This window comes from Roseibium sp. TrichSKD4, assembly GCF_000148725.1.
Taxonomy (GTDB): Bacteria; Pseudomonadota; Alphaproteobacteria; order Rhizobiales; family Stappiaceae; genus Roseibium.
The window spans coordinates 345,739-358,534 of record NZ_GL476304.1 but is presented as its reverse complement, the minus strand read 5'-3'; the positions used below and the strand labels follow the sequence as shown (position 1 = coordinate 358,534).

General features: G+C 54.2%; 19 protein-coding genes, 1 tRNA gene and 1 pseudogene. 5 read left to right on the top strand and 16 right to left on the bottom strand.

The genetic code is table 11. From position 1 onward, the window contains the following. The 6 genes and pseudogenes from TRICHSKD4_RS30590 to TRICHSKD4_RS31560 form a co-directional block, all read right to left on the bottom strand. The coding region (locus TRICHSKD4_RS30590) for a DUF5131 family protein (protein WP_168156977.1) at positions 1–114 on the bottom strand (114 nt) is incomplete at its 3' end. Positions 115–135: 21 nt separating this feature from the next. Further along, positions 136–759, bottom strand: a complete 624-nt coding sequence (locus TRICHSKD4_RS04730; protein ID WP_009466304.1) for a DUF5131 family protein — start codon at positions 757–759, stop codon at positions 136–138. Further along, on the bottom strand, positions 752–1,237 hold the full coding sequence (locus TRICHSKD4_RS04725; RefSeq protein ID WP_139051959.1) for a J domain-containing protein: 486 nt from the start codon (positions 1,235–1,237) through the stop codon (positions 752–754). Before TRICHSKD4_RS04725 ends, TRICHSKD4_RS04730 begins: the two co-directional genes overlap by 8 nt. Before the next feature lie 389 nt (positions 1,238–1,626). After that, positions 1,627–2,403, bottom strand: a complete 777-nt coding sequence (locus TRICHSKD4_RS04720) for an enoyl-CoA hydratase-related protein (RefSeq protein ID WP_009466302.1) — start codon at positions 2,401–2,403, stop codon at positions 1,627–1,629. Next, entirely contained in the window at positions 2,404–3,717 is a 1,314-nt protein-coding gene (locus TRICHSKD4_RS04715; RefSeq protein ID WP_009466301.1) for a membrane protein, read from the bottom strand. Then, a pseudogene (locus TRICHSKD4_RS31560) lies at positions 3,717–4,865 on the bottom strand (AMP-binding protein). The gene TRICHSKD4_RS04715 and the pseudogene TRICHSKD4_RS31560 overlap by 1 nt, the downstream one beginning before the upstream one ends. 13 nt (positions 4,866–4,878) lie before the next feature. Here TRICHSKD4_RS31560 and TRICHSKD4_RS04705 point away from each other — a divergent pair. The 3 genes from TRICHSKD4_RS04705 (at position 4,879) to TRICHSKD4_RS04695 (ending at position 7,205) form a co-directional block, all read left to right on the top strand. Beyond that, positions 4,879–5,265, top strand: a complete 387-nt coding sequence (locus TRICHSKD4_RS04705) for a transposase (protein WP_009465943.1) — start codon at positions 4,879–4,881, stop codon at positions 5,263–5,265. Then, positions 5,262–5,609 carry an IS66 family insertion sequence element accessory protein TnpB gene (tnpB, locus tag TRICHSKD4_RS04700; RefSeq protein WP_009465501.1) on the top strand — a complete coding sequence of 116 codons (348 nt, stop codon included), beginning with the start codon at positions 5,262–5,264 and terminating at the stop codon, positions 5,607–5,609. The genes TRICHSKD4_RS04705 and tnpB overlap by 4 nt, the downstream gene beginning before the upstream one ends. A gap of 69 nt (positions 5,610–5,678) precedes the next feature. Next, positions 5,679–7,205, top strand: coding sequence for an IS66 family transposase (locus TRICHSKD4_RS04695; protein ID WP_009465942.1), 1,527 nt, complete (start codon positions 5,679–5,681; stop codon positions 7,203–7,205). A gap of 42 nt (positions 7,206–7,247) precedes the next feature. Here TRICHSKD4_RS04695 and TRICHSKD4_RS04690 read toward each other — a convergent pair whose 3' ends face one another. Further along, positions 7,248–7,793 (bottom strand): AMP-binding protein, encoded by a 546-nt coding sequence (locus tag TRICHSKD4_RS04690; RefSeq protein ID WP_083782720.1) that lies wholly within the window; start codon positions 7,791–7,793, stop codon positions 7,248–7,250. A 601-nt stretch (positions 7,794–8,394) separates the two neighbouring features. Between TRICHSKD4_RS04690 and TRICHSKD4_RS04685 the strand changes: the two genes are divergently transcribed. Both TRICHSKD4_RS04685 and TRICHSKD4_RS04680 read left to right on the top strand, forming a co-directional pair. Next, positions 8,395–8,700: an ETC complex I subunit gene (locus TRICHSKD4_RS04685; protein WP_040616307.1), complete on the top strand. Its 306-nt coding sequence runs from the start codon at positions 8,395–8,397 to the stop codon at positions 8,698–8,700. 117 nt (positions 8,701–8,817) lie between these two features. Then, positions 8,818–8,894 (top strand) — tRNA-Arg (locus TRICHSKD4_RS04680). 59 nt (positions 8,895–8,953) lie between these two features. On the opposite strand, the gene TRICHSKD4_RS04675 is transcribed toward TRICHSKD4_RS04680, so the two are convergent. The 9 genes from TRICHSKD4_RS04675 to TRICHSKD4_RS04645 form a co-directional block, all read right to left on the bottom strand. Then, entirely contained in the window at positions 8,954–10,024 is a 1,071-nt protein-coding gene (locus TRICHSKD4_RS04675; protein WP_009466295.1) for a site-specific integrase, read from the bottom strand. A gap of 6 nt (positions 10,025–10,030) precedes the next feature. Next, a complete protein-coding gene (locus tag TRICHSKD4_RS30585) occupies positions 10,031–10,198 on the bottom strand; it encodes a hypothetical protein (protein ID WP_009466294.1) in 168 nt (55 codons plus the stop codon). 87 nt (positions 10,199–10,285) lie between these two features. Then, the gene (locus TRICHSKD4_RS31115) at positions 10,286–10,609 is read right to left on the bottom strand and encodes a hypothetical protein (RefSeq protein ID WP_009466293.1); all 324 of its coding nucleotides are present in this window, start codon (positions 10,607–10,609) and stop codon (positions 10,286–10,288) included. A 112-nt stretch (positions 10,610–10,721) separates the two neighbouring features. Next, a complete protein-coding gene (locus TRICHSKD4_RS04665) occupies positions 10,722–11,000 on the bottom strand; it encodes a hypothetical protein (protein ID WP_009466292.1) in 279 nt (92 codons plus the stop codon). A gap of 29 nt (positions 11,001–11,029) precedes the next feature. Then, on the bottom strand, positions 11,030–11,335 hold the full coding sequence (locus tag TRICHSKD4_RS04660) for a hypothetical protein (RefSeq protein ID WP_009466291.1): 306 nt from the start codon (positions 11,333–11,335) through the stop codon (positions 11,030–11,032). Positions 11,336–11,557: 222 nt separating this feature from the next. Next, a complete protein-coding gene (locus TRICHSKD4_RS31555) occupies positions 11,558–11,683 on the bottom strand; it encodes a hypothetical protein (RefSeq protein WP_009466289.1) in 126 nt (41 codons plus the stop codon). A 2-nt stretch (positions 11,684–11,685) separates the two neighbouring features. Further along, positions 11,686–12,114 (bottom strand): tellurite resistance TerB family protein, encoded by a 429-nt coding sequence (locus TRICHSKD4_RS04655; RefSeq protein ID WP_009466288.1) that lies wholly within the window; start codon positions 12,112–12,114, stop codon positions 11,686–11,688. Positions 12,115–12,198: 84 nt separating this feature from the next. Next, positions 12,199–12,513, bottom strand: coding sequence for a hypothetical protein (locus TRICHSKD4_RS04650; protein WP_009466287.1), 315 nt, complete (start codon positions 12,511–12,513; stop codon positions 12,199–12,201). Positions 12,514–12,536: 23 nt separating this feature from the next. Further along, entirely contained in the window at positions 12,537–12,722 is a 186-nt protein-coding gene (locus tag TRICHSKD4_RS04645) for a hypothetical protein (protein ID WP_009466286.1), read from the bottom strand. Positions 12,723–12,796: the final 74 nt, after the last annotated feature.

Below are 12,796 nucleotides of genomic sequence, written 5' to 3'. Positions count from 1 at the left end.
CCGGATTGACCGGACCCAGTCAGGGTGCATCGGTCTGCCACCTTTGCCGGTTTCACCGCCGACTATGACCCATGAGAGATAGCCGCATAAGTCGACATAGGTACGGCCATTCACCGTAGCGCGGCTGTCTGTCGGCTAGGTCACAGAACCCTCTTGCATCCAGATCTTGCCGCGCAAAGCGTCCTGATAGCTTGGCGCATTGCCAATCGGCATCCCATAGGGAAGCGAAGTTAAATCTACAGGGCCAAGCAGGGGCTCAACCGACGCAAAACGCACGGGTGCTGGAAGCTTCAACAAACGAGGTATCCGCCGATCCGCTTCCACCTGGTTCTCAACCGTTGTCCCGATCCAAGCATTCGAAGGCCAATCCTCCATAAGGTCCGGGTACAGGGTCGGGATGTTCTGAGGGCGCTTGGTTAGCAGCAGGATATCCAGATTGGTGTACTGTCGAATATCCCCAACCAGTTGACGGCGCCAAATCGGATCAATTGATCTGTGGTTGTCACCAATGTCCGCAAGGCTGGCACAGAAGACCCGGTACCGAACACCAAGTTCATTCGCCTTCTTGTCCCATTTCTGCAGGTTGGATCGGGTCTTCGTCCGCTTCCGCGCGGCATGCGGTCCCCAGCCTTCCGCCCATTTTCGGTGGTTGTTCTGGGTCTCCGCATAGCAGTGGTCACAGGCGGGACTGACCTTGGAACAACCAATCCATGGATTATAAGTGTGGTGGCACCATTCGATGTTGCTGTTCTCAGCCATTGACCGCCTCCAATGCTTCGGTACGGGCCCGGTTCAATTCGGCCATACGCTCATCGGAACCGCCGGCATCTGGATGATGTTTCTTGGCGAGCTGTCGATATGCTTCTTCAATGATCGACTTGTCGGGGGTGGTTCCTGGGCCGATGTTCAGCGCCATAAGCCAGTGTACTTCTGTACCGCTGGAGGGAAGGGCCCTGAAGCCGGCGAAGGGTGCACGGACGATATTCAGGCCGCCGTGGCGTAGTTCAGTGCGACGGGCTTCGAGGATGTGATAGACCGCCTGAACGTTGTCTTGGACCTTGCTGTACCGATCGACAGCGATGCAGACAGACAAGCCATCCCACTGAAACCAAATCGCTACACCCGGATCGGCAGGGTTGTTGGCGCCGAGTGTGACATTTGAGCAAATCACAACATTTGCCACGCCCTTCGAGCTGTCCTCACTGAACAGTCTGAGGGCATTCTTCACGTTGCTCATTGCCTTATTCAGATTCGTATTGAACCGAGAGGCTGTGGGCTTGGCCGTGCGTGGGAGAGTTTCGGGCCATGACAACGGGAATGCGGTTGGTGGGGCGGCCATGACAAACCACCCCACAATTTGCAGCCGAATGCCGCCATGTGGCAGCAGCGTGGCTGTAAAGATGCGATATTCACGATAAGTTCTCCTAATGAGAACCACCTAGTTTTCGCAAGTTTCCGCCAATTTATTGAAAGTCAGAAGGGTCTATCGTGGTTTGGGACCAGAGGGTCGCAAGTTCGAATCTTGCTGCCCCGACCACTTTTCAAGCACCTAACAGGCAGTGCTTCTTCATAAAAAAATAAATCTGCGGGCGCCGTTTGGGCGCAACCCCTTCTTTTTATTCCCCCTTAACCAGTATCTACTTGGAAATTAGGTTGGCGTTTTTCCAAGAATGCGGCCATGCCTTCACTTTGAGCTGGCAGCCCGTAAAGCGCATGGTAGGTTTGCCGCTCATGGCGCATGCCACTTTCAAGTGTTGAATTTTCCGCCATATTTACGCAGTCGCGGGCCATTTGCACGATGTCGCTTGGATAACTTGCAATGGTTTCAGCGATGCTATTAGCGGCCACTTCCAGATCATCTTCAGCAACAACGCGGCTGACTAACCCTATTCGTAGCGCTTCATCGGCCTCGACCATGCGCCCGGTCAGGATCATGTCCATCGCACAGGCTCGGCCAACCAAACGCGTCAAGCGCTGAGTTCCTCCGATGCCGGGAATGCAGCCGATCTTGAGCTCGGGCTGTCCAAACTTTGCTGTATCTGAGGCGATAATGACATCACACATCATCGCGAGTTCGCAGCCGCCGCCCAACGCATAACCATGAACAGCAGCGACTTTTGGAATGCGCAAGGCAGCGAATGTGTCCCATCCTGCAAAGAAGTTACTGGCTTGCATGCTGGAATGGGTTTGCGACGCGAGTTCTTTGATATCAGCACCTGCAGCGAAGGCACGTTCACCACTTTTCAAAACGAGGCAACCAACGTCCGGAGAGGCAGCAAACTGTGTCGCAGCTTCTAAGACTTCCTCCATTACCTGCGTATTGAGGGCGTTGAGCTGTTTGGCTCTGGTGATACGGATCGACGCAATCCGACCATTGACCTGTGTTTCGATTGTCTCAAACATTTAACTGTCCCAAATTGCGCCATAAGCCGGAATGCCCATGCTTTCCATGTCGTGAACAACCTTGCGGGTCAGCTTTTGGTTGGAGATTACGATGACTGCTTCTGCACCGCTTTCACGCACAGCTTGAAGGGCAAGGGCAGACAGATCAGGTTTTCCATGCGTGTCCGTGTCCCAGATAACGGGCTTTTCGGTATGGGAAATGATTTCGTCAACCAACGCTTCGCCATAGGTTTTGTGCGGGGATCGGGTTGACCAGATCAGGCGGTTTGGAACCTTGCGCTTCAATAGATGCGGCAGGATCGGACCAATTCCGGAGCCGGTGCCGACATAGACAACCTTTGTGAACAGATCCTCGATCCGAGCAACGCCGCTTGTCGTGATGCCTTTGACCCAGACCTTCTTTGGCGGGTTGTCGATGAACTCGCCGGTCCAGTCCCCAGCTCTTGAGATTGCTAGTCGATAACCAGTTTCATTAGGGGCCGGAATGTTGGCAAATGCGTGATACTCGCCAAAAGGTGTGTGGCTGATGGCATTGGAGCTACCAGCAAACGGTGTGTCGCCATAGTCGAAACGAACAAGAGCTACATGGTTCGATGGTTTGCTAATTTGGACATCAACACGCTTCAGAGTGAGCCAGGGGGAAGCAACAGAGAGTGTAATCAGGCAAAGTGCCCAAAACGCAAAGCTGCCTAAAAACGGAATGCCAAAATCTTGGGAAATTGAAGCACTTTGCAGCCAGAAAAGCGCTAAAACAGACCATCCGGCAAACCGATGGACCTTTTCGAACATGTTGTGATACCGGGTCCGCATTGGCCTTATGGCCGTTGCGATGATCAGCGCGAGAAGCATCAGTATTGCTGCAGAGCTTGCCAGCGTTGACGTGGAAAGCGTTTCTGTCCCTTTGAATTGGTTGTAGAACATCCCTCCAAAAAATGCTGCAAACCAGAGAGTGCCTGCATAGGCCCCGCCATAGTGAAGCCCGCCAAAATGAAATACCTTACCCGCTCCCCAGCGTATCCAAAGAGGCCAGGACGTCTGTATCCGGGTGGCTAGCCAGAACAATGCATTGATGACACGTTGCTGACGGATCAGGATGCTCAGCGTGAAGTTCACCAGAGCCAATGTGGAAAGGCTGTGTAGATTAAAATGCCCGTCCGCAAACCAGCGTCCATTCTCAATGCCGGTATAAAGGGCCAGTCCATTGGTAATCAGAACCAATGCCAGAAGACGGCGATATTCCATCAGGGAAGGGTGACGTGTGATCCGCCGCCACCCGGAAGCCGGTGCGGCTATCTCTTGTGTCGTAGTTAGCATCAGCCGAGCTCCATCCCTGTCGTTTCAATATGATTTTTGGCGAGATCCAAAAGGGATCGCTTGTCTAGTTTTCCTCTCGATGTCCGTGGAAGTTCAGGTAAGGCCAGAACCAATGCAGGCATGCAATAATAAGGAAGGCGATCCTCGACTTGCTTTCGGGCTTTGTCCGGGCAGGCCGTTGCCGGTGAGATGAAACTGATCAGATTTCGATCATCGAATTTGAGAGTGACAGCCCTGACACAACAGTCCGATGTTTCCAGTGCGTTTGAGATGCCATCCAATTCCACACGGAACCCGCGAATTTTAACCAGATCATCTACCCGTCCGAAGTGCTCCAGTTCTCCATCTGGGGTCCAGCGCCCAAGGTCTCGGGTACGAAACATCACATGCCCGGGGCGGAACGGGTCCGGGCGGTAGCCTTCGTTGGTCAAGTCTGGATTAGAGAGGTATCCAGCAGTTACGCAGTCACCCCCTGCCCACATTTCGCCTTTCGCGCCAATGGGCAGTGGCTGAAGGTCGTCATCGAGAATGTAGACAGTGTTATTGGGAGTTGGGTGCCCGATAGACAGAACCGCTTTGTCCGGCAAATGTTACTCGGCTGTGTTGATAATCGTAGTTTCTGTCGGGCCGCATGAATTATGAAATGAACAAAAAGCACCCCATGTATCGGCTAGAGATCTGGGGCAGGGTTCCCCTGCTACAGCAGCTACTTTCACTTGGCGGTAGCGGGTGTGGTCCAGCGAAGCCAAAATAGATGGTGTGGAAATGAGGACATCCACCTTCTCGGCGGTTTCCTGAATAGACTTTCCACGAATGACCAGTGTTGCTCCATTGGAAAGCGCGCCGAGTATCTCCCAAGCCGCCATGTCAAAGGCAATGGATAGAATCTGCCCAACTCGCAGTCCCGGTCGCATGGAAAGATCGCCAGGAGCGGTTTGAAGAATGTTGGCCAGATTTTTGTGCGTGACCTGAACACCATTGGGGACGCCGGTCGTCCCAGATGTGAAGAGCACCATGGCAATGTCATCGGGCTCAATGCGCTCATTTTTCAAGAAAGTGGGCGTCGTATTTGCAGTGTGAGCGTTCGGTATTCCCGCTCTGACGGGGAGCGCAGTGGGGTGATAATGTCCATTTTCGTTAATGGACATTGTGAGGCACATTTTGGGTACGAAGAAGGGCAGCAAGAAGCGGTTTTGGTCGGATGACGAGAAGCGGTCGATCTGTTTGCAGGCCAGAGTGCCGGGGGTTTCGGTTGCGCAGGTTGCGCGCCGCTCTGCGATGAATGCGAACCTGATCCACAACTGGCTGCGTGATGAGCGGTTTGCGCCAGAAGACAGCGATTGCGTCCTTGATGGAGCGGCGTTTCTACCAGTGGAGATAGAGGGCCCGCAGGCCGCACCAGGCCACCAGATCGCGGCGCTTGCCTCGGATATGCCGTTGTCGGCTCAGCGGGTTGATATCACGCTGTCGGACGGGCGGCGGGTATTGGTGGAAGGGACGACGGCGCTGCCGACGGTGCTGGCTTTGGTTGAAGGTCTAATGCCGTGATCCCCGTGCCGTCCAACGCGCGGGTTTGGCTGGCTGCCGGGGTGACGGACATGCGGCGCGGGTTCAACACTTTGGCGGCTCAGGCGGAGAAGGTTCTGGAGCTTGAACCCTATTCTGGACATCTGTTTGTGTTCCGGGGACGGCGCGGTGATCTGCTGAAGATCATCTGGTGGGATCGACAGGGCGCATGCCTGTTCAGCAAGCGCCTTGAGAAGGGCCGGTTTGTTTGGCCTGCTGCGAAGGACGGTAAGGTCAGCGTGACGCCCGCGCAATTGTCGATGTTGCTTGAAGGCATAGACTGGCGGATGCCGCAAAAAACATGGCGGCCCCTGAGCGTCGGATAGGCCAATATATTGGCGTTTGCGCGCCTCTCGGGATTCAACTTACGCCCTTGATCTGATATAAGATCGAAGATGCTGAAGGACCTTGATATCACCCCGGAGGACCCCGCCGAATTGAGGGCGGTGAACCGCCTTCTGGCCGACGAGGTCAAGGCTCTGAGCCTCAAGGTCGAGCAGCTTCAACACCAGTTGCACGGGGCCAATCGGCATCGGTTCGGCTCCAAGTCTGAGGGTCTGGATCAGCTCAATCTCGATCTGCTCGAGGACGCCGAGATTGTTGAGGCCGCTGAAGACCAGGCAAAACAGCCCGCCCCGTCGCAGGAGGGAGTTGATCCAAAGCCGAAGCGCAAACACAGCCGCAAGCCCTTGCCGGATCATCTGGATCGGGAAGACGAGGAGCTCTCTCCCGGTGATGAATGCGGTCGTTGTGGTGGCAACTTGCGCACCCTGGGTGAGGATGTCACCGAAGAGTTGGAATACGTGCCGGGACGCTTCAAGGTGAAGCGGATCATCCGGCCCCGCAAAGCCTGTTCATGGTGCGAGGCGATTGTGCAAGCGCCGCTGCCATCGCGCCCCATTGAGCGTGGGCGGCCCGGACCGGGATTGTTGGCCCATGTTCTGGTAAGCAAATATGCCGATCATTTACCCCTCTATCGCCTGAGCCAGATCTTTGCCCGTGAAGGCGTCGATCTGGACCGCTCGACCATGGCCGACTGGGTTGGTCGCTCGACGGCCCTGCTGGAACCTCTTGCCGATGCCATCGGACGGATGGTGCGGCAAGGACCTGCGCTTTTTGCCGACGATACGCCCATCAAAATGCTGGCCCCCGGCAACAAGAAGACCAAAACGGCGCGGGTCTGGACCTATGTGCGGGATGAGCGTGCCTGGTCTGGCCAATCGCCACCCTGTGCATGGTATCAGTTCACGGTGGATCGCAAAGGAGAGCATCCCGTTGCTCATTTGTCGGGATACAAGGGCTGGGTCCATGCGGATGGATATTCCGGGTTCAACGGTGTGTTCGGTGACGACAAAGCCGATGAGATGGCCTGCATGGCGCATGTACGACGCAAGTTCGTGGATGTCTTCTCCTCGCAGGGCAGCGCCATTGCCGAAGAAGTCATCCGCCGGATTGCTGAGCTTTACGCTATCGAGAAAGAGATCAGGGGCATGCCCCCCGAAGACCGCGCTACCATCCGGCAGGCTAGGGCAAAACCGATCTTTGACGCCTTGGAAGAATGGTTGCAGACGCAATTGCCCAAAATCTCGGGAAAGTCACCACTCGCGCAGGCCATCCGCTATGCCTTGGGCCGAATGCCGAAAGCACGCCCATACCTTGAGCTCGGCCATCTGGAATTGGATAACAACACCGCCGAGCGCGCCGTTAAACCCGTCGCCATCGGACGCAAAAATTGGATGTTCTCAGGCTCCCAAGGCGGCGGCAAAGCCATGGCTATCGCTTATACCCTGATCGAAACGGCCAAGCTCAACGGTGTTGACCCTCAGGCCTGGCTGACCTGGGTCCTCGGTCAAGTCGCCGACCACAAAATCACACGCCTCGACGAACTTCTGCCCTGGCGTTACGCTGCTCAGGCAGCGTAACAGGCCGCATCGGTGTCGCGCCAGAGCGCCTTCGCCGGACGGTCACTTTGCAGTGCAGCTTTCAAAAGGTTCATCGATGGAAAGCAGAACCTGATTGTCTGATACGGGCACATTATCCTTGAGGCGAGAAAGTGTGAGGATCACCTTTGCTCCGGTTACTGCTGCAATGGGCCGGAGCGTGCGTTCTGGAGCGACCCCCACATGTTGAGGTACATAAGCAGCTCCAAGGCGCAAGCAGGCTACAATCCCGATCACCATCTCGATGGACCGCTCGAGATATATGCAGAACTTGTCCCCACGTTTTACGCCGTGTTGCCTCAGAAAGTTCGCCAGTTCGGCCGAGCGCTTGTTGAGAACTCCATATGTAAGGGAACTCTGACCTTGTTCGACGGCAACATCTTCACGAGACGCTGTCATCCAATATTCAATAGCTGCTGAAATGGTTTTGTATCGTGGTTGAACCGTGGGGCCCCAACCAAACGCATAAAAACGTTTCTGATCTTCAGCTGACAGGGACATGGTAGGGGAAGGATAAAGAGCCGGATAAACTGGGGTACTCGCGGCTACTGGATGAAATACAGTAGGCATGGCTGTCTCCGTGCAAAAATGTTGGCGGAGAAGTGCTACCCCCAAAAATTAGGGGTGAATATCAAATGGAAATCAAACAAATTTCCGTAACGTAAGTTTATGATTAAAGTGAATAATTCGAGAAAACGAAAATTTACTGAAGGAATACATGTCAATAACAACAATGTGTGCAATAATTACTATTGAGTGAGGGGCTGTAAGGCGAGCAAGTAGTATTTGAACGTGTTCTAAGATGTGTGGACCAATTGGAGACGTATTTCCTACACACAGCCTAGGGTTAGGACCTATCCAGCTAACTTTGAGCCGTCGGAACACAGCCAGGGCGAACAACACGAAGTTCGAAAAGTTTCAATCTGGAAGACTGCCGGCGCTATTAAGTGTGGGCGTCATTTTCAGGCCACCGGCCCGAAATCTTCGAATTATTCCAGGATTATAATCTGAGGTCTTCGTCTTGCTGGTTAGAAAAACTGCTCCATTTGACTGATTCAAGCTTGAGTGGATATTCTCTCAGTGTTGACAAGCGCTTGAAAGGTCCGGAAAAAGCAATCAACGGGTTGGTGTTTCGGGAAGCACCATGGAATGGTATCGAGGGACGTACAACATGGTTGCGCGCATTTACCGTCCGGCCAAAACGGCCACACAGTCAGGTAAAGCAAAAACACAGCGATGGATTCTAGATTACGAACCAGAAGCAGCTCGCAGCGTCGAACCGCTTATGGGCTATACGTCATCGTCCGACATGAAGCAGCAGATCCGCCTGTATTTTGACAGCAAGGAAGATGCTGTCGCCTATGCACGCCGGTATGGGATCGCGCACCGCGTCGAAGAGGCCAAGGAGCGCACAGTGCGAACTGCAACTTATGCGGATAATTTCAAGTTTAGCCGTCGGGCACCTTGGACACACTAGTTTCAATTGAACTTTGAATAACGGTCGCGGGGAGTTGACACAGCACTCTCCGACGATGAAAACGAGCAAACTGCTGACACCGATTCAGCAGCGTTGTGTATAGACTTGACCAACACTGGCCCCGTAGCTCAGCTGGATAGAGCACTCGCCTTCTAAGCGAATGGTCGCAGGTTCGAATCCTGCCGGGGTCGCCATCATTTTGCTAAATAATTGTAATTGCTTGGTAAATACGAAATAATCCCGCACCTTGACGTTAGGTGCGGGATTTTTTGTTCTCGGAACGGTCCAAAAGGTCGATGGCTGTGGCGCTCAATTTGGAGCGGCTGGCGCGCTTTGTGTAGAGCGTTGCCATGTCTTCCGTGGTCCAGCCGAAGAGCGCCATAAGCTGGCTTGTGGTCGCTCCGCGCTCTGCCGCCAGTACGGCTCCGGCTTTTCTTAAACCGTGCGCGCGGCCTTTTTCCACACCGGCTTCCAAACACCTTTTTGCAAACCAATTTCCAAAGCTTGCCGCGCTGGAGAATGGTTTGCCCTTCTCGGTTTGTAGAAATGTCAGGTCGTTTGTCGGGCTGGCATCGATCGAATTTTGCAGCGCTGGAAGAATGGGCAGGTGGACCCATTCGCCATTTTTTCCTGTTTTGTAGTTAAGTACGCCGTCTTTGACGTGTTGTCGGCCTACCTTCACAACATCCCCTCTGCGCAGGCCTGTATAAATGAGCAAGTCCAGTGCGAGGCGGGCAGTCGTGCCGATGTCGTGTGTCGATTCGTACGCTTCAATCTCGTCCACCGTCCAAGTGTGAAAGCCCTCAGTCTTGGTGGTAATCTTTTTGACATTGGCGGTGGGGTCAGTCTCAATTATCCCATCAAGAAGGCCAGAGTCGATCCCCCACGCGAATGCGGATTTCATCGTTTTCAAGAAATTGTTTGCTGCTTCCGGCGTTGCTGACCGTCGCTCGCGGCCTTGTCGGACTGCGCGTTCGGTAATGTCTCGCAATTGGGCTTTGCCTGACTTGGACACGATGCCCTTGATCAAGTTTGCTCGCGCTCGTTGGGTGCCTTCAGAAAGGCTCTTGAATTTTGCACTTTGCTGATATTGATCAAAAAGCCAGCCGAGTGTGTTTTGGGCGTGCCGCGATCTTGCTTTTGGCAAGGGTGGCGGTGTGCCTGCCAAGGCGGATCGGTAGGCCTGCATGAAATCTGAGGCTTGGGCAGTGCTGTAGTCGTCAGGCAGCCGAATGCGTGGTCCGTGACCAATCCGGAAAAAATATTTCACGCGGCCATGGCGTGACTTTTCGACGACAACATGGGGCAGGCGGCTTTTGGGCATAGCGCATTAAAGCTCTGGTTCCGGGCGACTTGCAAGTTGGGACTGCGTATTTGTGATCACGCGGATCGTTCCTTCGCGAGTAATTTCGACGCTGCCAATGCGCAGGCCAGCATCTGTAACGGCCTTTACGGCGCGCTTCACATCAGTCTGCTTGAATGTTGCGGCTGTATTCATCTTGATGTCTCGCAAGCTTTTACAGTTGGTCCCCGGACCGGCGATTATTTTGGCTCATGTCCGGGGCTGGCGATGGGCGCGCCGTGGTTATTCCTTAATCTCGGTTTCAACCTCTTCCTGATGCCTGTCCAGATGGCGGTCTATGTCCTGTTTCGATATGGAAAAATGAAAAGACGCTATTGGCGTGTAGTCCGGAGTGTCCTCAGAGCCGCTGACAAAACGGCAGTCACGTAGCGCGAAATCCCGCTCAGCCCCTTTGTCATGGTCGAATGCTGTCATGAGCCATTGAGGCTCCGGGTGGAAATCCGTCTTACCCCACCAAATCTCTGATGGTGTCGCCCAACGTTCGGCGGTTTCGCCTCGCCAGTTGGTGTATTCAAATCGGACTGACCTTGCTGCTGTATCGGTCATTTGCCACCTGTTCTATCTCTGTGTTCTCTTTGTTCTCGTATTTTGGAGCGCATTTAATGAAAGTTGTAAGATGTTACTGAATATGAAGAATTTCGATTCACCTTCGTAGAAATCATCTGTCGGGCCTTCCTGAATACGGATTGATACCGAGTGCGTTGCGGATTTCATCTTGCATTTCGCGCCTCGCGTTTTTCTCTCGCCAACGTACGAGCGGAGTAATCCAAAGCGGCAGCAGGTATACGTCAACCGATAGATCATCATGCACGTGTTGGATGGCCCACTGGCCATAGTCCATGTGCTTGCCGCCGCAGCTAAAGCCCCAATTCTTCGGCATGCCGTGCGACTCTAACTTCATATCCTTGAAGTCGGGCAGCTCTGACAGTTCTTTCACTCTGGTTTCCATCTACCGGCTCTTTCTTATCACTGCTGAGGTCCAAGCGGATCGTACTCGCTAGTCCAGTTGATATTCCACGCTTCCATGACGTGTGGCGGCTGGCCTTCAACCGTCAAAAGCTCATGCATAAGTTCGGCGCAAATGAAGGCCATCGCCGCGGCCTGATCCTTGAAGGAAATAAGGCTGGAGTTTTGGCCTTTACCTTCGCGCTCGTCGATTACATCCCATTGGCTGGGCCCGCCGCGAAGACGGAACAACCGCCCGTGCTCGCGGGAGGAAACATCCCAATGCCCGAAGTTGCGACGGTAAACAGAAAATCCCTTAATCATCATGGCGGCCTTTCTTCTTCAATTTGTGTGCCGGGCTCCCACCGGCTGCGTCACCCCTCCGGGCTTCTCTGATGGTTCCACTAGTTCAACCCAACAAGACTGCTGCTGCGTCCGCCTGCCCGACCCGGATTGCGTCACCTGCAATGCAGGGCCGTGGTACCCCCCGGCGAGGATAGCTTGGGCCCAAACGGGCCATTCCGCGTCTTTCGTTGAGGTGGCGGGGCGCTAGTGCGTCCCGTCCTTTCCTGAAAACAGGCCTTTGACGTAGTTGATCGGGTTGGCCTTACCCGCAGCACCGCGCAGGTACCAACCAAGCGCGATGCCACTGATCAAAATGAGGAAAGAGAACACGATCAGGCGTCGTAGTTCGCCGGGTTCAAGCCGAGCTTGGCGGCGATCTTCTCAAGGACCGCCTTTTCTTCAGGCTCGATCTGGCCGTCGCTTTCGGAGATGTCGAGCGCTGTCAGATAAACCGTTTCCGCCATATCAGCGTCATTGGCGATGTCATTGATTTCGCCATAAAGCCCCATACGGCCAGCACGGCCCTTGGTCCGTTCGAACATATTCTCCAGGGTTTGCTCGATCTGACGGGAGGGAAACGCCCCTGCCAAATTCGGATTGGAGGAAATGCCTTGGATTGTCGCCTTGATTTCCGCGTCCTCAATCTCGCCATCGGCGGCGGCGACAAGTGCGGCTGCTGCACATACCGCTTCCAGAAAGTCCGTCTTGCCCTTGAACCGGTTCATCGATCCTTCGAGCTTTTGTTTCAATTTCCCAAGCATGTTAGCTTCCTTAGGTTGGTGATGGCCGATCATGGCCGTTGCGCCCCTGTCCATGGTTTAGCGGTCGTGGGCAGGGGGATTTGATTAGGAGGCGACGGGTTCTGAGTGATACTCAGAGACAGTCCGGATCCTGCGCTTTTCCCAGCATCTCAGAGCGTGCGCGCTCCGTTCGGAATGAGCATCGTGCATGGCCTTCTCTGACAGCCAGACGCAGTAGTTTTTGCGGGTGAGACACCGGTCTTTCGCGCAGACTCTTTCGAAGCGAATATAACCGCTTTCCGACCATCTGGCCGCTGTTTGCATGTCGTCGCTGTTCATGTGTTGCGTATCCAGCAACCCGCCATGATCAACAAAGGCGCATTCGAAAAACAGCAGTAAGGAACGTTCATCTCGGGTCATTTCATGCTCCGTTCGGTAGGTGCTTACGGCCTAGCCACAATTCGAATGCTGGCGGCGTTGTAGGTGGCATTGGCGAGGGCGCGAATGTCTTTGGCGAGTTTCTGATCACCGCTATCCTCAGCTGAGAGTGCTTCCTGTTCCATGTCTGCTAGGAAGTCCCTGATGTACTTGGAAACGCGCTTTCGATTTGTGAGGTTAAGCTCAGTCACAGTGCTTCTCCGATTTGACGAAGCTTTTCACTTCCAGATCCAACTACTTCTCGTGCTAGAGACTGGAAGTGGGT

Excerpts from the sequence above, each read along its gene's own strand:
- TRICHSKD4_RS04685 (WP_040616307.1), top strand. The coding sequence starts at position 8,395 with ATGGTTGCGCGCATTTACCGTCCGGCCAAAACGGCCACACAGTCAGGT.
- TRICHSKD4_RS04730 (WP_009466304.1), bottom strand. The coding sequence starts at position 759 with ATGGCTGAGAACAGCAACATCGAATGGTGCCACCACACTTATAATCCA.
- TRICHSKD4_RS31115 (WP_009466293.1), bottom strand. The coding sequence starts at position 10,609 with ATGACCGATACAGCAGCAAGGTCAGTCCGATTTGAATACACCAACTGG.
- TRICHSKD4_RS04715 (WP_009466301.1), bottom strand. The coding sequence starts at position 3,717 with ATGCTAACTACGACACAAGAGATAGCCGCACCGGCTTCCGGGTGGCGG.
- TRICHSKD4_RS04720 (WP_009466302.1), bottom strand. The coding sequence starts at position 2,403 with ATGTTTGAGACAATCGAAACACAGGTCAATGGTCGGATTGCGTCGATC.
- TRICHSKD4_RS04675 (WP_009466295.1), bottom strand. The coding sequence starts at position 10,024 with ATGCCCAAAAGCCGCCTGCCCCATGTTGTCGTCGAAAAGTCACGCCAT.
- TRICHSKD4_RS04650 (WP_009466287.1), bottom strand. The coding sequence starts at position 12,513 with ATGACCCGAGATGAACGTTCCTTACTGCTGTTTTTCGAATGCGCCTTT.
- TRICHSKD4_RS04725 (WP_139051959.1), bottom strand. The coding sequence starts at position 1,237 with ATGAGCAACGTGAAGAATGCCCTCAGACTGTTCAGTGAGGACAGCTCG.
- TRICHSKD4_RS04695 (WP_009465942.1), top strand. The coding sequence starts at position 5,679 with ATGCTGAAGGACCTTGATATCACCCCGGAGGACCCCGCCGAATTGAGG.
- TRICHSKD4_RS04660 (WP_009466291.1), bottom strand. The coding sequence starts at position 11,335 with ATGATGATTAAGGGATTTTCTGTTTACCGTCGCAACTTCGGGCATTGG.
- TRICHSKD4_RS04690 (WP_083782720.1), bottom strand. The coding sequence starts at position 7,793 with ATGCCTACTGTATTTCATCCAGTAGCCGCGAGTACCCCAGTTTATCCG.
- TRICHSKD4_RS04655 (WP_009466288.1), bottom strand. The coding sequence starts at position 12,114 with ATGCTTGGGAAATTGAAACAAAAGCTCGAAGGATCGATGAACCGGTTC.
- TRICHSKD4_RS30585 (WP_009466294.1), bottom strand. The coding sequence starts at position 10,198 with ATGAATACAGCCGCAACATTCAAGCAGACTGATGTGAAGCGCGCCGTA.